The organism is Endozoicomonas sp. SCSIO W0465 (assembly GCF_023716865.1).
Lineage (GTDB): Bacteria > Pseudomonadota > Gammaproteobacteria > Pseudomonadales > Endozoicomonadaceae > Endozoicomonas.
On sequence record NZ_CP092417.1, the window covers coordinates 6,957,056 to 6,978,964 of the forward strand.

14 protein-coding genes are annotated in these 21,909 nt (G+C 51.1%); 5 read left to right on the plus strand and 9 right to left on the minus strand.

Annotated elements, in window-relative coordinates:
• Nucleotides 1-2: 2 nt before the first annotated feature.
• Both MJO57_RS31475 and MJO57_RS31480 read right to left on the minus strand, forming a co-directional pair.
• A complete protein-coding gene (locus tag MJO57_RS31475; protein WP_252021499.1) occupies nt 3-623 on the minus strand; it encodes a DMSO/selenate family reductase complex B subunit in 621 nt (206 codons plus the stop codon).
• Nucleotides 624-688: 65 nt separating this feature from the next.
• Complete coding sequence (locus MJO57_RS31480) at nt 689-3,148, minus strand: DMSO/selenate family reductase complex A subunit (protein WP_252021501.1); 2,460 nt, start codon at nt 3,146-3,148, stop codon at nt 689-691.
• Between the two features lie 94 nt (nt 3,149-3,242).
• Between MJO57_RS31480 and MJO57_RS31485 the strand changes: the two genes are divergently transcribed.
• Complete coding sequence (locus tag MJO57_RS31485) at nt 3,243-4,757, plus strand: IS66 family transposase (RefSeq protein ID WP_252017330.1); 1,515 nt, start codon at nt 3,243-3,245, stop codon at nt 4,755-4,757.
• Nucleotides 4,758-5,270: 513 nt separating this feature from the next.
• A complete protein-coding gene (locus MJO57_RS31490) occupies nt 5,271-6,764 on the plus strand; it encodes a hypothetical protein (protein ID WP_252021503.1) in 1,494 nt (497 codons plus the stop codon).
• Nucleotides 6,765-6,827: 63 nt separating this feature from the next.
• Here the strand turns inward: MJO57_RS31490 and MJO57_RS31495 are convergent, their stop codons facing one another.
• The 5 genes from MJO57_RS31495 to nagE all read right to left on the minus strand — a co-directional run bounded on the left by MJO57_RS31495 (nt 6,828) and on the right by nagE (nt 15,430).
• Nucleotides 6,828-7,676 (minus strand): DmsC/YnfH family molybdoenzyme membrane anchor subunit, encoded by an 849-nt coding sequence (locus tag MJO57_RS31495; protein ID WP_256492923.1) that lies wholly within the window; start codon nt 7,674-7,676, stop codon nt 6,828-6,830.
• A 2-nt stretch (nt 7,677-7,678) separates the two neighbouring features.
• Nucleotides 7,679-8,314 carry a DMSO/selenate family reductase complex B subunit gene (locus MJO57_RS31500; protein ID WP_252021506.1) on the minus strand — a complete coding sequence of 212 codons (636 nt, stop codon included), beginning with the start codon at nt 8,312-8,314 and terminating at the stop codon, nt 7,679-7,681.
• A gap of 20 nt (nt 8,315-8,334) precedes the next feature.
• A complete protein-coding gene (locus tag MJO57_RS31505) occupies nt 8,335-10,773 on the minus strand; it encodes a DMSO/selenate family reductase complex A subunit (RefSeq protein ID WP_252021509.1) in 2,439 nt (812 codons plus the stop codon).
• 281 nt (nt 10,774-11,054) lie between these two features.
• Nucleotides 11,055-13,619, minus strand: a complete 2,565-nt coding sequence (ptsP, locus tag MJO57_RS31510) for a phosphoenolpyruvate--protein phosphotransferase (protein ID WP_252021511.1) — start codon at nt 13,617-13,619, stop codon at nt 11,055-11,057.
• Entirely contained in the window at nt 13,616-15,430 is a 1,815-nt protein-coding gene (nagE, locus tag MJO57_RS31515) for an N-acetylglucosamine-specific PTS transporter subunit IIBC (RefSeq protein WP_252021513.1), read from the minus strand. Before nagE ends, ptsP begins: the two co-directional genes overlap by 4 nt.
• Nucleotides 15,431-15,680: 250 nt before the next feature.
• Here nagE and nagB point away from each other — a divergent pair, with 250 nt between their 5' ends.
• Genes nagB through MJO57_RS31530 form a run of 3 tightly spaced genes read left to right on the plus strand, consistent with a single transcriptional unit; the run spans nt 15,681 to nt 18,934 of the window.
• Nucleotides 15,681-16,481 carry a glucosamine-6-phosphate deaminase gene (gene nagB, locus MJO57_RS31520; protein ID WP_252021515.1) on the plus strand — a complete coding sequence of 267 codons (801 nt, stop codon included), beginning with the start codon at nt 15,681-15,683 and terminating at the stop codon, nt 16,479-16,481.
• A 1-nt stretch (nt 16,482) separates the two neighbouring features.
• A complete protein-coding gene (gene nagA, locus MJO57_RS31525) occupies nt 16,483-17,673 on the plus strand; it encodes an N-acetylglucosamine-6-phosphate deacetylase (RefSeq protein WP_252021516.1) in 1,191 nt (396 codons plus the stop codon).
• Nucleotides 17,674-17,716: 43 nt separating this feature from the next.
• Nucleotides 17,717-18,934, plus strand: coding sequence for an ROK family transcriptional regulator (locus tag MJO57_RS31530; protein ID WP_252021517.1), 1,218 nt, complete (start codon nt 17,717-17,719; stop codon nt 18,932-18,934).
• 54 nt (nt 18,935-18,988) lie between these two features.
• On the opposite strand, the gene MJO57_RS31535 is transcribed toward MJO57_RS31530, so the two are convergent.
• Both MJO57_RS31535 and MJO57_RS31540 read right to left on the minus strand, forming a co-directional pair.
• Nucleotides 18,989-19,726 (minus strand): hypothetical protein, encoded by a 738-nt coding sequence (locus tag MJO57_RS31535; RefSeq protein WP_252021518.1) that lies wholly within the window; start codon nt 19,724-19,726, stop codon nt 18,989-18,991.
• A 38-nt stretch (nt 19,727-19,764) separates the two neighbouring features.
• On the minus strand, nt 19,765-21,903 hold the full coding sequence (locus MJO57_RS31540; RefSeq protein ID WP_252021519.1) for an FAD-dependent oxidoreductase: 2,139 nt from the start codon (nt 21,901-21,903) through the stop codon (nt 19,765-19,767).
• Nucleotides 21,904-21,909 lie beyond the last annotated feature (6 nt).

Genomic DNA, 21,909 nt, shown 5'->3' on the forward strand with positions numbered 1-21,909 from the left:
GGTTACACCTCCCGTGTGTTCATAATGCGTCCGGTCTTGTCACCGGAAGGTTTGGCATGACGGCTCGCCTTCATCACCAGCGAAGGTCCGGTCAGTGAAGAGTCTGGCAGTGGCGCAATATCCGCCTCTGTTCCGTATTTGGCACGCAGTTCTTCGATCGGACCAAAATCCAGGGCACGCAGCGGGCAGGATTCGATACAGATCGGCTGCTTGCCCTGCTCAACCCGGTCGAAGCAGCCATCACACTTGGTCATGACTTTCTTCTCGGCATCAAACTGCGGTGCACCGTACGGGCAGGCCATTTCACAGTAACGGCAGCCAACACAGACGTTAGCGTCCACAACCACCAGGCCATCCTGGTCACGCTTGTGCATGGCACCGGTTGGGCAGGCCCTGGTACAGGCTGGCCTGGCACAGTGGTTACAGCTGATGGAGGTGTAATAGGCAAACACGTCCTGGGCGTAGGTACCATCTTCATTCTGAAACCAGCTACCACCGCCGTATTCATAGACCCGGCGCCAGTTCACGCCGACTTTCAGGTCATTTTCATCTTTGCACGACAGTTGACAGGTTTTACAGCCGGTACACTTGGCCGTGTCGACGTAAAATCCCAACTGTTGCATCGAGCGTTGTTTTATCGACGGTTGTTTTATCGAGGGTCGCTTCATCGAGCGTTATTCCTGTCCTGTTATGCTTTCTTACCGCTATGGCATTTGGCAATTTCAACCAGATTGGTGTGCATCGGGTTACCCTTGGACAGTGGCGTATTACGCTGAGTGGTCAGTACGTTGAATGAACCACCACGGTCAACACCGTCTTTACCCGGTGTGTACCAGGCACCTTCCGCCAGGGCGGCGACACCGGGCATAATCCGGGGGCTAACTTTAGCCGGAACCCGGGTCTCGCCACGGTCATTCCAGACTTTCAGCATGTCACCATCTTTGATTCCCCGGGCTTCGGCATCAGCCGGGTTCATCCACACCGCATCCGTTACGGCTTCACGCAGCAAAGCGACGTTATGGTATGTGGAGTGCACACGGCCCTTGGTGTGAAAGCCAATTAACTGCAGGGGATATTTTGCCGTCAACGGGTCCAGATGGCTTTCCCAGGTGGTCACGTACTGTGGCAGCGGGGTCACCACATCACCTTCTGGCAGTTCCCATTCAGCGGCAATGGTCGCCAGTTGTTCGGAGTAAATCTCTATTTTACCGGATGGTGTGCCCAGCGGGTTCTTCACAGAATCTTTGCGGAAATCTTCCAGGGCGATACGAATATTTTTCGGTGCCAGCTGCTTGTAGGGACCGTCGCGACGCAGATCTTCCAGCGTTGGGACCTGAGGCTGTTCTTTGCGCATCTGCTCATACAGTTCCGCCACCCACTGCTCATGGGTCTTGCCTTCTGTGTACTGTTCTTCCAGGCCAAAGCGTCTGGCAATACCTGTACAGATGTCGTATGCACTGCGGCACTCGTACATCGGGGCAATAGCGGGCACCAGCGGAATCACGGCTCCCATGCTTCCGGAGGCATAACCGTTGCTGGCCACTTCATGGTTTTCGATGGTGGTGATATCCGGCAGCAGAATGTCAGCAAAACGTGCGGTAGGCGTCATATGGTTTTCGAATACCAGGATGAACTCACACAGGCTCTCATCCGACAGGATCTCTTTTGTCCGGTTGATATCCGAATGCTGATTAACCGTGATGTTGCCCGCATATTGCCAGATAAACTTGATCGGATTTTTCAGCGAACTACCGCCCTGCAGGCCATCCGTCTTATCCGTCATTTCATGATGACGGTGAATTGCATCCGTCCATTTGAAGAATGGAATGGCCGTCTTGATCGGGTTGGTGCCAATCGGCAGGGTTTTCACCGGGAAGCCGTAGTTTCCTGGCATCTCTCCGGTATTAGTGCCGGCAAGGCCAATATTACCGGTCAGAATTGGCAACATGCAGATGGCACGACTCGCTTGCTCACCATTGGCCTGACGCTGAATACCGGTACCCTGAATAATGTAAGCCGGTTTTGCCCTGCCAATTTCCCGGGCCAGCTGAATGATTTTTTTCGCTGGAATACCGGTGATTTTTGCCGCCCACTCCGGGGTTTTCTCAATGCCATCAGCACCCTGTCCAAGAATGTGTGCTTTGTAGTGGCCATTCTTCGGCGCACTGGCTGGCAGTGTTTTTTCATCATAACCAACGCAGAACTTCTCGAGGAATGCTTCATCCACCATCTTCTCGTTGATCAGCACCCATGCCATGGCTTCTACCAGGGCAGCATCCGTACCCGGGCGGATTGGAATCCACTCAGACTCTTTGCCCAGCATGGTGTCGGTATAACGAGGGTCAATGATGATCGTGCGAATATTCTTGCTGTTCACAGCATTAATGTGCTCATAGATTTCACCACCACCACTCATGCGGGTTTCTGCCGGGTTGTAACCAAACATAACCAGCAATTCAGCGTTGGCAATTTCGCTGGTGAAACTGCCGAATGCCGCTGGGCGTCCTCCACCATAAGTAAACGGCAGAGCGAACTGAATCTGTCCCCAGCTGTAGTTACCATAATAAGGAAGAAAACCACCCAACATATTCAGCAGGCGCTTGGAGGCAAAAGGGCCATCGGTTTTATAACCCTGGGTACCCGAACCGTATTGGTAATAGATCGCATCGTTACCGTATGTATCAATGGTGTACTTCAATTGTCTGGCAATGGTGTCCAGCGCCTCGTCCCAGCTGATACGTTCAAAGCGGCCTTCTCCACGCTTACCCACCCGCTTCATTGGGTATTTCAGACGATCAGGATTGTATACCCGCTGCTTGATGGAACGACCACGCAGGCAGGCCCGGATCTGATGATCACCGTATATGTCATCACCCCGGTTATCGGACTCAACATGGGTGATAACACCATCTCTGGTATGAACCTGGACAGGACAGCGACTGCCACAGTTCACCATACAGGCGGACCAGGTCACCTTTTCATCAGAGCCCTCATCAGAGGCTTTTGCCTGCACTGAATCCGCTGCCATGGCTTTCAGAGGAAGTACATTGCCAGCGACGACAGCGGCACTGCCGGCAGCAGTCCCCCACTTCATAAAGGTTCTGCGTTTGATAGCAGACGACAGCGCACTATCGAGAAGTTTCTTCATTTATCGTAACTGTTCAGCACCCCCACATAAATCTGGAATTTTCTGATTTTTATACCATCCTCTTAAGCACCATTTTTCCACAATATTCGCCAGCATGATTCCAGAACTACCCGCAACTATGTCGGCTGAGATTCTCTTGAAAGAGAATGCAGAGCTGCGGATGAGAGTTGCCTGTCTGGAAGAGCGATGTCGAGAATTGGAAGAAAAGGTTGGCAAGAACAGTCAAAACAGCAGCAAGCCGCCATCGTCTGATGGTTATCAAAAACCTTGTAAAAACAGTAATTCTCCAGATCATTCTGACGACCTTTCCGCAGATAAAGGTACCGATCCATCGGATGAAAAACCCAATCCTAAAAGTCTGAGACAGTCTTCTGGTAATAAAGCCGGTGGAAAGAAAGGGCATCAGGGCACTTGTCTTAAACAGGTCGATATCCCTGACTATATTGAGTACCTTCCGGTTAAAGAATGCAATAAATGTCAGGCGTCTCTTCTTGATAGTGAGCCGGTCAAATATATTGAACGACAGGTGTTTGAACCAGGGAGACCGGGTGAATTTGAAGTAACGGCCCATAGAGCTGAAGTAAAAATCTGCACTTGTGGTTGTCGGAATCAGGCTGAATTCCCGGAAGGTGTTACCGCTGCCGCACAATATGGCTCAGCCACACAGGCTATGGCCGTCTATCTTAACCAATACCATTTCCTGCCTTTTAAGCGCGTGTCAGAGTATTTTAATACTCTCTATAAAATGAGTGTAAGTGCAGGCACTGTCGCCAATTTTGTGGCCAGAACCTATGAAAATCTGGCTTCTACTGAAGAGGTTATTCGTGACGCCTTGCGGGAATCGTCTGTTGCCGGAGCCGATGAAACGGGTATGCGGGCCGAGGGCTCTTTGCACTGGCTACACGTTATGCGGGATGAACAATGGACGCTCTACTACTTGTCTGAAAAGCGAGGTCGTGAGGCCATGGACACGATGGGCATACTGCTAACATTTGCAGGCGTTCTGGTTCATGATCATTGGAAATCCTATTTTGCATATGCGGCAACTCACGTACTTTGCAATGCCCATCACCTGAGGGAGCTTTTGGGTGTTGTTGATAGGGACAGCAATCAACTGGCGTTGCGATTGATGAAGCTACTGAGGCTTTCCTGGCATTACTGCAAGGGCTTTAAGACCATAGGTATGCTACAGATGCCAAGTGTTGTCTGTGAACGAATCGAGAAGATTTATGACCGGTTGCTTCAGCGGGCTCTAATGAAAGAAGTCGTCTATATGGAGAAGCAACGAGAGGAGCTTAAGCGCAAGAAAGTCAAGAATACTAAAGCTTACAATCTCTTCAAACGACTCACTGAGTTCAAGGCTGAGACACTGCGCTTCATGTCAGATTTTACCATTCCCTTCGATAACAATGGCAGTGAGCGGGATGTTCGAATGGCCAAGTTAAAGCAGAAAATCTCAGGCTGCTTCAGGAGTGCAGACGGTGGTTCTATGTTTGCACGGATTCGCAGCTATTTGTCGTCTGCCAGAAAACAGGGAATGGACATATATCAATCACTTCATAGAGCTGTTCGGAATTACTGTAATATGCCTTTGCTCAGTGCTGAATAGTTACCATTTATCTTACCGTTATCACTAAAACCGGAAACCAGTACTCAACCAGGTAGTTTTAAATACCCCTTTAAAATGTACTTTTGTACAAATAATGAACTGGTGAAAAAGTGCCGATGATACGCACTGGTCAATAAACAACCGATTGACCCGGGTCAATTTTTGGTAGGGTTTGGGGCAATTACTGAAGCGGTTAGGAACTTATCGAGCACGCTTCATAGCAAGGCGCACTGTGCAATTGATAATGATTCTTTGTTGAGTTAAGGAGCGTGGCAACTATGTTGACAATCACCATGGTTGACAATCACCGTGGTTATGGTGCCAGAACCTTGTGATTTTTGTGTTTTTTCTTACATTGATTCCAAAAAATAAAGCTCCTCCTGTTTCTTCCTGGGAAATATGGACGTCTTCTTTTTTCCTGACTATCTTAGGTATTCATCATCAGGGCCTAAACAGGCGAAGCTGGCAACAAAAGCTGGTTTCGTTTCTTGTGTGTTAACGAATCCGGAGTTTATGAATAACCTATCACAAAGCCAGCAGGCGGCATCAAGTACCAATACCTCTACACAGATACTGGATGCTCAATCAGGAGAGAAGGCTAAACAGGGTAAAGGGAGATTTAAAGGAAAGGTTGCAAAAGCAATGTCCCGTGCCAGGAAGCGGACACAAGATAATGGCAATATAGAACTATCAGCACTGAAACAATCCCGGTCAATGGGTAAACACGGACTAAAGAAGCTTTATAACAAGGGTTACCTGGATCCGGCAGCTGCTGACCGTTTATATAAGAAATTAATCAGTGATTTTTGCCGGGGCTATCAAGCAGCCTTGAATGTCTACGTGAAGCAAGACTGCAAGCATTACCGATACCTTCAAGGCTACCTGGCCGAAAATCCGGCTGGTTTTGTCTTCAAATTGCAGGAAAGTCCTGAGGGTGTGCTGTCCGTTATAGTGACAGAAATGCAGCCAACATTTAAACAATTTGCAGATGAAATAGCCAGTTTACTGAAGGGGCATGGACCGGGCGGAACGTTGGGAAAGGCGTTAATAAAAAGTCTTGGGCCCTTGGGTTTGTCGCTGTCCCCAACAATGATAAACAGAACTTGGTCAGTGCATATGAAAGCGCCAGAGACTGCTGATTCCGCAGTGCAGCCTGAGGCTGCTTGTGAAGCAAAAACCCAGCCAGGAAAACGTTACTTTCAACGCTCAGGCAGCGATGAGGCAATAAGAAATAAAAAGATAGAAAACAACAAAATAGAAGAAGAAAAATTGAAAAAGGGTTTGATGGATAACATTAAGAAGCTACGTCAGGAAAATGGGCTCGCATTTGATAAATGCACAATAACCAAACGTGTTGCTGAGGCGCATTTTCGTTTTGATTCATGTTGGCAAAAGCCTGAGAGAGTTCAGGATTACAGGGAGTTTCAGGTTGATAGCTCCGCTGATAATCTTGCAACACTCAGTTTGGAAATGCTCTCAGCTGAGGAGGAATCGCTTAAGTTTAAGAATCGCAAGTTGCAGGAATACATAGCGATATTATGGGAGAGTTTTCCCAGTCTATTGGATCAGCGTCCATTGGTTCGGTTTAATAACCGTTATTCCGTGGCACAGGTAAAAACTGAAGCGGATGAAATATTGGGTCAGCCAGCACAACATTCCCGTATATCCTTTAGGTTAGTCAAGTCACTACTGTTTTCTTCCCGGTATGCGCAGGAGCAAATAATGAGGGACTCAACTTTGGATGATCTTCAGTATCTGCAGGACCTCGGCACAAGTCTTGCCGGGTTTGAAACCCTTGCAAAAGCCGCTGAAAACTCAGCATGGTTTATGAATCTGGTTGGTGAGTGTCTGAGAAAAGGAATGCCTGAACCGGTATTGACACTGGGAAAGATCAAAGTTTCATCTGATTTTCGGAAAATCTGGAAAGAGAAGCTCGCACAATGGGGTATTGAGCGCGTTGACAAGCCCTCCCCGACGCCGCCCGCAACGGATCTATTAACTGAATAACAGGACCCATATCATTCTGAATAGTTCCTCCTTTCATTTGCGAAGGAGGAACTTCATACTTATTTACATGCCACCTGCAAACATATGCATGTCATAGAAGAAGATACGACCACACAGCTCAGCCGTGAGCGCCATGATGGTACTCACCCCTGCCAGACCTACCGCTGAGTTATTTCCACGAGTGGCAGCCATCACCCAAACGCCCAAACCGGCAAACAGCAGACCGAGACGGGCCAGCATCAGACGACTGTGGTAGTCAAACAGACCCAGCGGGTTAGCAGGCAGGTCAACCTGACCCAACCAGAACAGGTACAGCGGGTAACCCACCAGCACCAGACCCAGAGTGATAAAGCCCAGAGTGGCCAGTGCACGATCAGTGTTTTTCTGGAATGTGCCCAGAGTGACCGACTGACATCTCAACAGCAACGCCGCCGCCGGGACTCCCACCACAAAAGCAGTCATGACAAACTGGAAGATGGTCCAGCCGCTGTTCCAGGCCGGTACCGTCGACAGGGTGTAAACGTTGGCAATGGCCAGCAGTAACAGCACGCCCAGACCCATGGCTCCCGCCAGTACCAGCTTTTGCAGCCTGACCAGGATGCCGAAATGCACCATAGCCATGTAGGTGAAAACTGCACCACCGAATAGAGAAGTGGTGATGATCTCAACGCTCAGTGCCGACAGATGTTCCAGGCCAAAGATCACGTTTATGGCACGCAATGGCTGACCCAGGTGAGTCATGGCTGCAGCGCCGGAGATACCCAGCAGCACCAGAACGACGATCAGCAGTTTATTCAGCAGCTGCTGACGGTTGGCATCGCTGTTCGCCATCAGCAGGCAGGCCATTACCAGGAAAAGGCCAACGGTTCCCTGGGCCAGCACCGTAAAAAAGACCAGTGGCAACTCGTGCATGGTTATACCTCCCGTGTATTCATAATGCGTCCGGTCCGGTCACCGGAAGGTTTGGCATGACGGTTCGCCTTGAGCACCAGCGAAGGTTCAGTCAAGGACGAGTCCGGCAGTGGGGCGAGATCCGCTTCGGTGCCGTATTTGGCACGCAGCTCTTCCATCGGGCCAAAATCCAAGGCCCGCATCGGGCAGGATTCGATACAGATTGGCTTCTTGCCCTGTTCAACGCGGTCGAAACAGCCATCACACTTGGTCATGACTTTCTTCTCTGCATCAAACTGCGGCGCGCCGTAGGGGCAGGCCATTTCACAGTAGCGGCAGCCCACACAGACGTCGGCATTGACCAGCACCAGGCCGTCCATGTCACGCTTATGCATGGCACCGGTTGGGCACGCCTTGGCACAGGCGGGTTTAGCGCAGTGGTTACAGCTGATGGAGGTGTAATAGGCAAACACGTCCTGGACGTAGGTGTCGTCTTCATTTTGAATCCAGCTACCACCGCCGTATTCATAGACCCGGCGCCAGTTCACGCCTACTTTCAGGTCATTCTTATCTTTGCACGACAGTTGACAGGTTTTGCAGCCCGTACACTTGGCCGTGTCGACGTAAAATCCCAGTTGTTTTATCGAGGGTTGCTTCATCGAACTTTATTCCTGTCCTGTTATGCCCTGGCAATGTCAACCAGGTTACTGTGCTGGGGATTACCCTTGGCCAGTGGCGATGGGCGCTGGGTGGTCAGGGTATTCATACACGCGCCACGATCCACACCACTGCGGTCTGGTGCGTACCAGCTGCCCTGCCCCATGGCGACCACGCCAGGCATAATGCGCTCGGTCACTTTCGCAGCAACACGGATCTCGCCACGGTCATTCCAGACCTTCAGCATGTCACCGTCTTTTATCTTGCGCTTGTTGGCATCAACCGGGTTGATCCACACTTCCTGACGGTTGGTTTCCCGCAGCACATCCACGTTGCCATAAGTGGAGTGAGTACGGGCCTTAAAGTGGAAACCAAACATCTGCAGCGGATACTGCTGCGCATGATCTGCCTCATGCCCCTCCCAGGAAGAGACGTATTCAGGCAGTGCCCGAATAATATCGTTCTCTCCCAGTGTCCAGCTGGAGGCAATATTTGCCAGGCGTTCAGAATAGATCTCAATTTTACCGGAGGGGGTATCCAGTGGATGGTTTTCAGGGTTTTCCCGGAACTCACGGAATTGAACATGGGGTTCACCGGGGTTCTTCTGCTTGACAATGCCCTGCTCACGGAAGGTTGCAAAGTCCAAGTCCACCAGTGTCGGGTTCATTCTCTGGGATTCTGCATAAATATGACGCAACCAGGCTTCCTGGTCCCGACCTTCGGTGAACTGCGCCTCTACCCCAAGGCGTTTTGCAATACCTGTGCACATGTCGTAAACCGAACGGCATTCATACAACGGCTCAACCGCAGTATCACAGAAAATGGTGTAACCCATATTGCCGCAGAACCCGTTAGGGGCGAAATCCGGTTGTTCAGCCGCGGTCAAATCGGGCAACAGAATATCCGCATAGCGGGCACTGGGCGTCATGTGGTTGTCGATCACCACAATCATTTCACACTGGCTGTCATTCTGAAGAATGTCATGGGTGCGATTGGTGTCCGAATGCTGGTTGATAATGCAGTTACCCGCGTAGTTCCAGATAAACTTGATGGGCTGGGTCAGTTTTTCGGCACCACGAATACCAGCAGTTAACGCAGTCATTTCTTCATGACGGTAAATGGCATCGGTCCAGAGGAACATGGGAATGGACGTTGATACCGGGTTGGTCAGTGTCGGAAAGACCGCAAAGGGCATGGAGTAGCTGCCTTCACGGGCACCGGTACCACCACCGGGAATACCCACATTACCGGTCATCACCGCCAGCATGCAGATCGCCCGACTGGCCTGCTCACCATTGGCGGTGCGCTGCAGACCCCAGCCCTGCATAATGTTGCAGGGTTTGGTCATGGCAATTTCACGGGCCAGACGGATGATGGTGTCTGCCGGAACACCGGTAATTTTTGCCGCCCATTGCGGGGTCTTTGCAACGCCATCATCGCCTTTGCCCAGAATATAGGATTTCCAGGAAGCACCTTTCAGTGCGCTGGCAGGCAGTGAGTTTTCATCGTAGCCGATGGTGTACTTGCCCAGGAATTCATTATCCACCAGGTTTTCGGTAATCATCACCCACGCCATACCGGCTATCAGTGCGGCATCGGTGCCCGGTCGTAGAGGAACCCACTCATCGTTGGCACCCAGGACCGTATCGGTCATGCGCGGATCAAAGGTGATCATACGTGCGTTACTGCGCTGTCGGGCTTCGGACAGCTGATAAACAATACCGGCACCACTCATCCGGGTTTCCGCCGGATTGTTGCCAAAATTGACCACCAGCCTGGTATTCACAACATCTGACGTGCAGTTATTATCTACCCAGCTGCCGCCGTACAAATACGGTAAACTCACAGCAATCTGGGCCGTACTGTAATCACCATAGTGGTTAAGATAACCGCCCCAGCAGTTCATCAGACGGGCGATCGGTGTGGCGGCTGGCGGCCAGGATTTGGAAACCGTGCCTCCCAGCGTACCAGTACAATAGTTGAGATAGATGGCTTCATTGCCATACTCTTTTTTGATGCGCTTCAGGTTATCAGCGATGGTGTCAAACGCTTCATCCCAGCTGATGCGCTCAAATCGACCTTCACCACGCATACCCACACGCTTCATCGGGTATTTCAGACGGTCAGGATTGTAGACGCGCTTGCGAAATGAACGACCACGGAGACAGGCCCGAACCTGGTGGTCACCATAGGTATCGTCACCGGTGTTATCGGTTTCGGTATGAATGATCACACCGTCTTTTACCTGATGACGCAGTGCACAGCGGGAGCCACAGTTGACCGTACAGGCAGACCACACTGACTTGATCTCTTCAACCGCAGGTTTGGCCTCTGTCGCAGAAGCTTTCACAGGCAGTGTGTGCGCAGCAACCGCTGCCGCACTGCCCGCAGCGGTTCCCCACTTCATAAACGTTCTTCGCTTCACCGCAGAAACAAGCACTTTATCCACAGTCTCTTTCATCGATATCCAGTCCCATCATAAATGCTGGCCGTGATCACAGGCTGCTCAAACAATTATCAAATTCTGCTTTCTCGGCATTCATATCGGTGTGAACAAAAAGTATCACCAGCCAAATGGCGGGCATGATAGCTGGGTATTAATCATCCAGTGGATGACTGGAATCAAGAAGCGCGTACTTTACGTTCAATTACTGATCAGTATGGGAAATCTACATAGTCAAATGGCAATAAAAAAGCCTCCTGGCCAAAACCAGGAGGCTATCAGAAAACCACTGCCTTCGATCAGTCAGTCAAACGTCTTACGTCTTCTACTGAATCCAGTGTCAGCGCTTCACGAGCCAGACTCTGGCAATGCTCATAGTTCAGGCTGCGAACACGGGCTTTAACAATCGGAATGGCAGGCACACTGATGGACAGTTCCTGAACACCCAGGCCAACCAGAATAGGCACTGCATTCGGGTCACTGGCCAGGCTGCCACAGATCCCCGTCCACTTGCCTTCTCTGTTGGCTGCTTTCACCGTCATATCAATCAGGCGTAATACCGCAGGATGAAGACCATCAATACGTGCCGCCAATTTTGGATGACCACGATCAACGGCCAGTGTGTACTGGGTCAGGTCATTGGTACCGATGGAGAAGAAATCCACTTCCCTGGCAAAATGATCAGCCAGCAGCGCCGCAGAAGGCACCTCAATCATGATGCCCACGTCAACGGTTACGCCCGCCTTCTCCTGCTCTTCCAGCACCAGCTTTTTCACGGCACGGAATTCATCCAGCGAGCTGATCATCGGAAACATGATGCGGGCATGACCGGCATGAGCCGCCTTCAGGATTGCACGAATCTGCTTGCGCAGCATGGCCGGACGGTTAATGCCGATGCGCACACCACGCTCACCCAGGAATGGGTTCTCTTCTCTTGGCAGCGGCAGATAAGCCAGAGGCTTGTCACCACCTACGTCCAACGTACGGATAATGACCGGACGATCTTTACCCATAGCGCCCAGGATGCCTTCATAAGCCTTTACCTGCTCATCCATGGTTGGCTCGGTGGCCCGCTCCATATAAAGGAACTCGGAACGCAGCAGACCGACTGCTTCAGCACCCATTTTGACTGCTTTTTCAGCGTCGTCCTGGTTGGCGATATTGGCAGCAATCTCAACATGGTGACCATCTATAGTCACCGCAGGCTGATCCGCCACTTTCAGCGCAGCTTCCTGTTCAGCCGCCGCACGCTCCTGCCGGGCAATCGTTCTGGCAATCTCTTCCTGAGTAGGATTCACCAGCACGTACCCCTTGTTGGCGTTCAGGATGACATCGGTACCGTTCTCGTACTGACGAACGCTGGCCGGTACGTTGACCAGGTAAGGAATTCCCAAGGAGCCTGCCAGGATCGCCGCATGGGAGGTAGCGCCACCATGCAGGGTCACGATACCAATCACGCGCTGGCGATCCAGAGTAACCACTTCAGAAGGTGTAATGTCTTCCAGACAGAGGATGGTGTTTTCCGGCAGCTGATCGGTACCGCCCTGAATGCCCATCAAGTAGCGCAAAACCCGAAGACCAACGTCTTCTACATCGATGGCCCGGGCCGCCAGCATCGGGTTATCCAGCTTGCGCATTTCATCCGCTTCAGCCAGAAAGCTCCGGTGCCATGCCCACATGGCACTCTTGCCAGCTTCAATCAGTTCACGGGCACGCTCACTGATTGCCGGATCATCCAGCAGCTGCTGATGGGCAACAAATACCTCAGCATGACCACCCACCTGATCCGCTTCCATTTTGGCAACCAGCTGCTGCAGGGATTCCCGGGCTTTCTGAATACCGTAGTCAAGCTGACCCAGTTCGTCACAGACACCAACCCCCTCTTCCGGGTAGCTGGGCAGCTCATGAACCAGATGGTACAGCTTACCAATGGCCATACCCGGTGCCGCTTTAACACCGGGTAAACGACCATCTGAGCCTTCTACCGGGCCAAGCAGTGGTGCTTCTTCTTCCATGACGTCATCTGTGCCCGGAAGAACATCGACAACGGCTTCACCCAGGCCACTGCGGAAACCATCAAGGATTGCTGCCATCGCGTCTTTGGCATCAGGGCCGGTAACGGTGATTTGCAGGTTAGAGCCCAGTACGGTCTGCAACCCCATCAAAGCAGTCAGGCTGTTGGCTTTGCTTTCCTTGCCATTGTCCTTGTTCAGAATCATGACTTCCGAATTGAAGCGCTTGATGATCTGAATCAGAGTGGCAGAAGGACGTGCATGCAGACCCAGTGGATTCTTCAGCACAAAACCTTCTGTCAGGGTTACGCTGTCCTGACGACTGTACTTGCTCTGGGTGGACATGACCTTTTCGGGTTCGGCACCAATGGCAAATACGGTATCCTGCCCCGCCTTGACTTCGGTACTGGGATTAACAACCATACCGGTCTCACCGGTAGTGATCATCATCGCTGTCTGCAGACTGGCTGCCCTCCCTCCCACAACCCCGGGATCAAAGGACAGCAGCTCCTGACCAACAGACACTTTGTCGCCTATTTTGACATTGGTCTCAAAGCCTTCACCACGCAGAACAACGGTATCGATACCTACATGGATCAATACTTCCACGCCGGAATCTGTTTTGATAGCCACGGCATGCCTGGAGTCATGGAGTTGACTGATGGTCCCGGCGCAAGGCGCCAGAACCACAGAATCCGTTGGGTTGATCACAACACCATCACCAATCAACCGTCCGGCAAATACCGGGTCGGCCGACTCCTCGATGGACAACAGCATTCCAGACAAAGGAGCAACAAGTGACAGTTGGCAAAACTTGCCCTCTTTTTTGACATCTCGATCGGAGAGCGTCATTCAGAAACCTCAACTACATTACAGGAAAGATCATCCGTCACCGGAATCTTTTTCATTTCTTCAGCAATCATCTCAGCCTGGGGACCGACGACAATTTGCAGGTTCTTCTCGCCCACACGTACCACCGCGGCTGCCCCCAGGGCCTTAATGCTGTCATCACTGACGCCGACAGCATCTTTCAGCGTCAGACGCAAGCGAGTGATGCAGGCATCAATCTGAGTAACGTTCTGATGTCCACCCAGCACTTTCAGGCACTGACGAGCGAACAGTGCGCTATTCACCGGTTCAACAGAATTTACGTCCATTTCTTTCTTCACTGTTTCCGGGGAAACAGCCTCCCGGGAAACAGCAGCTGCTAATTCCCGGGCCTGACCAGGCAACTGGATAGCATTCAGATCTTCATCAGCGGCAATTTCCTTCATTTCACCAGCAATGATTTCTGCCTGTGGACCAAGAATAATCTGCAGGTTTTTCTCACCTACACGAATCATACCGCTGGCACCCAGAGCCTTGATGACACTCTCATCAGCAACAGAGGGGTCTTTCAGTGTCAGACGCAGACGGGTGATACAGGCGTCGATGTTGGTGACGTTATCCAGACCACCAATCGCCCTGGTGAACTGACGAGCCTGATAAGCGTTGTCGCTCATGCCCTGTTTGTCCACTGCCGACACTTCTGAAGCACTCTCTGCCAAAGAACCGTCTTCATCTTCACGACCAGGCGTTTTCAGGTTGAATAGTTTGATGGCAAAGTAAAAAACGCAGAAGTAGATGGCGGCAAATGCCAGACCAATAACAATCAGGGTCCATGGTTTAGTTGCCAGTCCCCAGTTTAGCACCATGTCAAACAGACCGGCGGAGAAACCAAAACCACTCAGAACGCCCAGGGCATTGGTAACCACCAGAGAAGCACCGGTCAGCACAGCGTGAGCAGCATACAGGCCAGGAGCCAGGAACATGAACATGAATTCCAGAGGCTCGGTAATACCGGTCAGGAACGCCGTCAGGGCAACCGAGAAAAGCACACCACCCACCTGTGTACGACGGCTCTTATGGGCAGTCAGGTACATGGCCAGAGCTGCTGCAGGCAGACCAAACATCATGACCGGGAAGAAACCGGTCATGAACATCCCGGCCGTTGGATCACCAGCAAAGAAACGATGCAGATCACCGTTGACGACTTCACCGGCAGCATTGGTAAAGTCACCCAGACCAAACCAGAAGTAAGAGTTCAGAACGTGATGAAGTCCGAAAGGAATCAGGCCACGGTTCAGAGTACCGTAAACAAACTGGCCAACAGGACCAGAATCAGCAACACCGTGACCAAAAACATCAATACCATTTTGAATGGCAGGCCAGATGTGACCACATGCCCAGCCGATTGCCAGCATGAACAGACCGGTCATGATCGGTACCAGACGCTGGCCACCGAAGAAGCCAAGGTAAGTCGGCAACGACACCGCATGAAAACGGTTATAGGAATGACCGGCAACCATACCGCTGATGATACCACCGAAGAAGGACATATCGATGTCAGGATTAATGGTTGCCGTCGTTGCTTTCAGAATGAAAAAGCCAACAGCACCGGCAATGGCTGCAGCGCCGGCACCATCAAACGCCAGGCCTACCGCTATACCCATAGAAAACAAAAGTGCCAGATTACTGAAAATCGCGTTCCCCGCCTGCGCCATAAAGGGAATATCCAGCAAATCAGGCTGGCCCAGACGAAGCAGCAAGGCTGCGACAGGAAGAACGGCAATAGGCAGCATCAGCGCCTTACCGAGTTTCTGCAAGTAACCAAGGATGTTCATGATTGATCAACCATTAATTCTTTATAGTGAGAGTATGTCTAGTTCTGTGTGCCGCTAAATCTTACTGATTTATTTTTTTAAACAAAATAAAAACCCTGGGAAAGTTGATCCAGATCATTATTTCAAGACATTTTCTGCCCATTTACCGCCTTGCCAATTGCAGTTATTTTTCATCAAAAAATAAATAAGCTATGATCTAAAACATCACAATTCCTCCTGAGCAGATTGAGAGAAGCCCGGAGTTTACGACATGCGCTTTATACCTCTGAAAGACAAACCCGCAGTTGGCCGTTGGGCTGCCCGATACATCGTCAACCGTATCAAGGCATTTAATCCGACGCCTGAGCAACCCTTTGTGCTTGGTCTGCCTACCGGCGGTACGCCAATCCCGACTTACCAGGAACTGGTTCGTCTGCATCAGGAAGGGGAAGTAAGCTTTGCCAATGTTGTTACCTTCAACATGGACGAATACGTTGGCCTGCCAGCCAATCACCCTGAATGCTACCGGATGTTCATGCACCGCAACCTCTTTGATCATGTGGATATCCCGGCAGCGAACATCAACTTTCTGGATGGTAATGCAGACAACCTGGAAGCTGAGTGTCTGCGCTATGAAGAAGCGATTAAAGGTTATGGCGGCATTGAGCTGTTTATGGGTGGTGTCGGACACGATGGGCACATCGCATTTAATGAACCCGGTTCTTCACTCGCCTCCCGTACCCGCCTGAAGACGCTGACCACTGAAACCCGTGAAGCGAACGCTCGCTTCTTTGATCAGGACATCAGCCACGTACCAAAACTGGCGCTTACCGTGGGCGTGGGAACGGTTCTGGACTCCCGTGAGCTGATGATTCTTGCCACGGGTTCTGATAAATCCCGTGCGGTTCAGGCCTCGGTTGAGGGATCAGTGAACCATATGTGGACGATCTCAGCCCTCCAGCTTCATCCAAAAGCGATGATGATCTGTGATGATCCTGCAACTCTGGACCTGAAAGTTCGCACTCTGCGCTACTTCCAGGATATCGAATCTGAGAATATCAAGGACTTTTGATATGTCTGCGGAGCTTATCATCAGCCCGGAAAAGACTTATGCCCTGGTTAATTTCAAACCGTTAACCGTTAATCCGGGGCAGGCGTCGATTGATACCATCATCATAGAGAATGGCCGAATTTCGGCCATTGGCAGGGCAGAGGATATTGCCGGTGATCATCAGGGTGATGACAGTCTGGAAAAAGTAGACATCAGTGGTCTTACGTTAAGCCCCGGTTTTATCGACTTGCAATTAAACGGCTGTGGCGGTGTGCTTTTTAACAGTGATATCTCCATTAATACGCTTGATATCATGCATGAAACCAATCTCCGCTCAGGTTGCACTGCATTTCTTCCTACGCTAATTACCAGCAGTGATGAGGATATACGACAAGCAGTTAATATCACCCGTGACTACATGGCCATGCATCCGGATCGTGTACCCGGTGTTCACCTGGAAGGTCCTTACCTGAATCTTCAGCGCAAAGGCATTCATGATCCGGACTACATCCGTGAGCCATCTTCTGCAATGATCGACTTTTTCTGTGACAATGCAGATGCCATTGCCATGGTGACACTGGCACCGGAAGTCTGCCCGGAAGGAACCATTGAAAGGCTGAGTAACGCGGGCATTATTGTTTCCATCGGCCACAGCAATGCCACCTGTGCGCAGGCCAAAGCGGCAGAAAAGGCCGGTGCAACCTTTGCCACTCACCTGCATAACGCCATGAGTCCCCTGGGCAGCCGCGAGCCTGGTGTGGTAGGTGCCATTTTTGATAGTCATTCCATCGGAGCCGGTATCATTGCTGATGGTCATCACCTGTCATGGGAGAACCTGCGCATCGCCCACCGCCTGATGCTGGACCGACTGGTGCTGGTGACCGATGCGACCACACCGGCTGGCACTGATATGGCAACCTTTGTCTTCTCGGGACAAACCATCTACCACAAGGATGGCAAGTGCTCCAATGCTGATGGCACCCTTGCCGGCTCCGCACTCACCATGATTGAAGCGGTGGCCAATAGCATTCGCGCAGGAATTGAGCCCCAGTCTGTGATTCGCATGGCTACCGTCAATGCAGCAAAAGCCATTCATGTTGACAATAAGATGGGGAGCATTGCCGTTGGGCAATTTGCCAACTTCGCCATCTTTGATGACAGCTTTACCCTGCAGGGTACGGTCAGCGGCGGAGAATTGAAACTTAAACAATAACTCTACCTTATACGACTCTCCCAGAGCGTGAGAACGAAACTTAATGACCACTGTAATTGCCAATCTGGACTTCGTAAAAGAGCGGAACATTTCTGCGGTTTACAAAGCGATTGTTGACCATGGCTCCATCTCGAGAATTCAGATAGCCAGACAATGTCGTCTGGCTGCCGGTAGCGTTACCCGTATCACCCGGCAACTGATGGAAGCCGGTCTGATTGTTGAGCAGGAGCAACAGACCTCTGAACGTGGGCGTCGGGCTACATCGCTGGCTCCCGGGCAGGGACAGATCCAGGTTCTGGCAGCAAGGGCAGGCAGAACCAGGCTGCACCTTGGCTTGTGTGACCTGTCAGGAACGCTGCTGGCAAAATACTCAGAGCCTGTTCAACCTTTGAATCAGGTTGAATTTACCGAACAGCTGATTTCAACCCTCAGAAAATTCCTTAAAACACATAAAAAGCATATTCGGTGTCTTGCCGGTGTAGGAATAACGACACCAGGCCTGGTTAATTCAGCCAAAGGGATTATTTCTTTCATGCCTCACCTATCTGTCAGTAATCTCCCTCTGGCAGAGCAGGTGTCTGACGCCCTGGGGATTCCCTGCTTTATCAACAACTTTATTTCGTCCATGGCGCTGGCCGAGTCACACTTTGGCGCCAGCCGTGGATTTAACAACAGCCTCTTTGTCAGCATCCATAACGGTGTGGGTGCAGGCATGATTCTGGACGGCAAGCTCTATGAAGGCAGCACCCTCGCCGTTGGAGAGATTGGGCATATTCAGATCGACCCGCTGGGAGAACGCTGTTACTGCGGTAACTTTGGTTGCCTGGAAACACTGGTCTGTAATCCGGTCCTGGAAAAGCGCTGTCATAAGCTGCTGGCGTCGGGTGTTCCCAGTCTTTTAAATAAGAGCCCTAACGAAAAGGTGGATATCACTGCAATCTGCAGTGCCGCTAACGATGGTGATCAGCTGGCAAATGACCTATTGAAAGAAGCCGCAGGTAATCTCGGCAGGGCCATTGCCATGAGTGTCAATTTGCTTCGGCCAGATCGGGTAGTGCTTGCTGGTGAAATCTGTGGGGCTGCAAAGATAATCCACCCTGTAATCAAGCACTGCCTGAAAACACAGACAGTTTCAGTTAATGAAAACCTTGAAACCATAGTCGTTTATTCAACGCTTTATGACAGCCCATGGTATGGGGGCTTTACTTTAGTGAGAAGGGCGCTACTGGAAGAAGGCCTGCTGCTGAAGCTTATACACTGAACGCCTTTGCTTCTTTGTGGTTGTTTTCTGGATCCAGTGCAAAATGTGACCAGTTCATAGCTGCCGATTATGACCATAGAGCCGGTAGGCTTCCAGGGCCAAAGCTTCATCCACCAGCATTTTCTCAAACTGCTTACGCTCCCCTTCCAGAGGAGATGACACTTTGGGGGTTTGCAGTTCAATTTTCAGGTCATTTTCATGGATGATCGATAACTTCAGTTCGTGAACAGCCTCAACGTAGGCTTTATCAGCCTGCTTGAAGTCACCGGTAACCTCTGCAGCAACACAGTCTTTGAGGCAGTCCACAACCCGCGCCCGGCCTTCGGTAACCCTCGATTGCTCTCTGCCCTCCAGAAGGTCCAGCCAGAGCTGCGATTGCTCGCACTCCAGTTGCAGCTTTCTCAACGCCTGATTACAGGCGCCCTCCGCTTTACCTTCTCCCAGGCGCTGCCAAGCCATTTGATTTTTCTGCTGAACCAGCGCAATCATTGCACCAATTTTTTTCAGCTTATGAATGGGTTTGAGACGGGAAACCATCTTATAGATGAACGTCGGCAGGAAGTTTTTTATTCTGGCTCTAAAGCTCTTGTTATTGATCTTGAGACTCTGGCGAGAAGAGGGCTCAGCCAATATGACACTGCGATTTTCAAGGATTTTTTTCAGCTCTTTAAAGAGCTTCTTATCTTCACTGATGGCAGCCGACTCAAACTGTGAACAGTTACTTACCGGTCTCTTTACAGGATCTGATAAATCCTCTATCGGGCCACCATCAGACGGGTCCGGGTCACTCATTAAGCATCCTTAGGTCTATTATGATCCAGTAAGGATAGTCAATGGCGCATCCATGTGTGGTATTTTTCCACAAGTGACAATAGCCCCCGGGGGGCATGGGCTTTCTTCCACTCACCAGCGGCATACTTGTTGGCCTCGCTCAGTGTTGGATAGATATGAATGGTACCCAGAATTTTATTAAGCCCCAGACCATGCTTCATCGCACTGACATATTCGGTAATCAGCTCCCCGGCGTGATAACCCACAATGGTGACTCCCAGGATCTTATCTTTTCCCGGCACGGTAAGTACCTTCACAAAGCCCCGGGCTTCTTCATCAGCAATGGCTCTATCCAGGTCATCAATACCATATTTAGTCACTTCACAGGCAATACCCTGCTCCCGTGCCTCCCGCTCATTCAGCCCCACTCTGGCCACCTCAGGATCAGTAAATGTGCACCAGGGAATTACTGAATAATCCACTTTGAACTTTTTGAATCGGCCAAACAGTGCATTCACGGCGCAGTACCAGGCCTGATGTGCCGCCGTATGGGTAAACTGGTAAGGTCCCGCTACATCACCACAGGCATAGATATTGGGGTAACGGGTCTGCAGATAGTCATTCACCTCAATGGTTCCCCGCTCAGTTAACCCGATACCCAGTGCTTCCAGGCCAAGATTGGCCGTATTGGCTTTTCGGCCCGTGGCAAACAGGGCAACATCAAAATCAATTTCTACTTTCTGACCGTTAAAGCCAGCTTCCAGAAATTGGCGTTCGGCTCCGGTGTCTGGATCCTGAAGCTTCTGGAACGAGCGGACTTCGTGTTTCAACCTCAAGTCGACTCCATCCTTGATAAACTGATCCATCACCACTGTCGAGACATCTTCATCTTCACGATGCAACAGCCGGGCCCCATGATCCACCTGAATGACCTGGATACCCAGCCTGGTGAAAGCCTGAGTCAGCTCACAGCCAATAGGGCCACCGCCAATCACCAACATCCGACCGGGCTTATTTCGTAAATCCCAAATGGTGTCCGATGTGTAGTATTCGATTTTATCAAGACCCGCCAGAGGGGGAACATAGGGTCGACCGCCACTGGCAATGACAATATTTCGGGAGGTGATTACTTTACCATCGACCTCCACCTCCCAGGGGCTGATCAGCTGCGCAGAGCCACTGATGCAGTTAACCCCCAGACCGGAATAGCGCTCTACAGAATCGTGTGGCTCAACCTTGCGAACCACCTCCTGAACCCGCTCCATCACCACGGAGAAATTGACCTTCCCGGATACCTGGTCAATACCAAACTCATCGGCCCGCTTGAGGTAATGCGCCATTTTGGCTGAGCGAATCAGGGCTTTACTGGGCACACAACCCGTATTCAGGCAATCTCCCCCCATTTTATGCTTTTCAATCAGCGATACCCTGGCCTTAACCGCTGCAGCAATATAGCTGCTGACCAGTCCGGCAGAGCCAGCACCAATCACTGTCAGATTATTATCAAACCGTGCCGGCCGCTGGTAGCGACCGTATAACCGGCGTCGTCTCAGCCATTCCATTAACATTCTGGCAATCCAGGGAAAAATACCCAAAAGAATGAAAGAGGCGATCAATGGCAGCGTTAAAATACCCTTGAGAGAGAGCTCTTCCACCAACCCAAGCTGGGCACCGGCATTGACGTAAACGGCCGTTCCCGGCAGCATCCCCAACTGACTAACCCAGCTGAATGTTCGGACCCGCATAGCGGTCAGCCCCATCACCAGATTGATGACGAAGAAAGGGACCGCCGGAATCAGCCTGAGCGTGACAAGATAGAAGGCACCATCCTTTTTTACCCCCTGGTTAATGGTGTCCAGATAGCCAGCAAACTTTTGTGTGGCCCAGTCTCTTAATAAGGTTCTTGACAACAGAAAAGCCAGAGTAGCACCGAGTGTGCTGGCAAAAGAGGCCAGCAAAAGCCCCTGGAACAGGCCAAAAATGGCACCGGACACCACCGTAAGCAGCGCCGCTCCCGGCAGTGAAAGGCCGGTCACAGCAACGTAAATAACAAAGAAAGCGGCAGCCGTCAGTACCGGATCATCACGATAAAGGCCCTGAAAGAAATCACGGGTCAGATATTGCTGGCCGTTCAGGAGGTAAAACGCACCAATTACTGCGACAAGCACTGCCAGTAACAGCCATTTCTTTTTATTCATAACGCC

Excerpts from the sequence above, each read along its gene's own strand:
- MJO57_RS31475 (WP_252021499.1), bottom strand. The coding sequence starts at position 623 with ATGCAACAGTTGGGATTTTACGTCGACACGGCCAAGTGTACCGGCTGT.
- MJO57_RS31480 (WP_252021501.1), bottom strand. The coding sequence starts at position 3,148 with ATGAAGAAACTTCTCGATAGTGCGCTGTCGTCTGCTATCAAACGCAGA.
- MJO57_RS31485 (WP_252017330.1), top strand. The coding sequence starts at position 3,243 with ATGATTCCAGAACTACCCGCAACTATGTCGGCTGAGATTCTCTTGAAA.
- MJO57_RS31490 (WP_252021503.1), top strand. The coding sequence starts at position 5,271 with ATGAATAACCTATCACAAAGCCAGCAGGCGGCATCAAGTACCAATACC.
- MJO57_RS31495 (WP_256492923.1), bottom strand. The coding sequence starts at position 7,676 with ATGCACGAGTTGCCACTGGTCTTTTTTACGGTGCTGGCCCAGGGAACC.
- MJO57_RS31500 (WP_252021506.1), bottom strand. The coding sequence starts at position 8,314 with ATGAAGCAACCCTCGATAAAACAACTGGGATTTTACGTCGACACGGCC.
- MJO57_RS31505 (WP_252021509.1), bottom strand. The coding sequence starts at position 10,773 with ATGAAAGAGACTGTGGATAAAGTGCTTGTTTCTGCGGTGAAGCGAAGA.
- ptsP (WP_252021511.1), bottom strand. The coding sequence starts at position 13,619 with ATGACGCTCTCCGATCGAGATGTCAAAAAAGAGGGCAAGTTTTGCCAA.
- nagE (WP_252021513.1), bottom strand. The coding sequence starts at position 15,430 with ATGAACATCCTTGGTTACTTGCAGAAACTCGGTAAGGCGCTGATGCTG.
- nagB (WP_252021515.1), top strand. The coding sequence starts at position 15,681 with ATGCGCTTTATACCTCTGAAAGACAAACCCGCAGTTGGCCGTTGGGCT.
- nagA (WP_252021516.1), top strand. The coding sequence starts at position 16,483 with ATGTCTGCGGAGCTTATCATCAGCCCGGAAAAGACTTATGCCCTGGTT.
- MJO57_RS31530 (WP_252021517.1), top strand. The coding sequence starts at position 17,717 with ATGACCACTGTAATTGCCAATCTGGACTTCGTAAAAGAGCGGAACATT.
- MJO57_RS31535 (WP_252021518.1), bottom strand. The coding sequence starts at position 19,726 with ATGAGTGACCCGGACCCGTCTGATGGTGGCCCGATAGAGGATTTATCA.
- MJO57_RS31540 (WP_252021519.1), bottom strand. The coding sequence starts at position 21,903 with ATGAATAAAAAGAAATGGCTGTTACTGGCAGTGCTTGTCGCAGTAATT.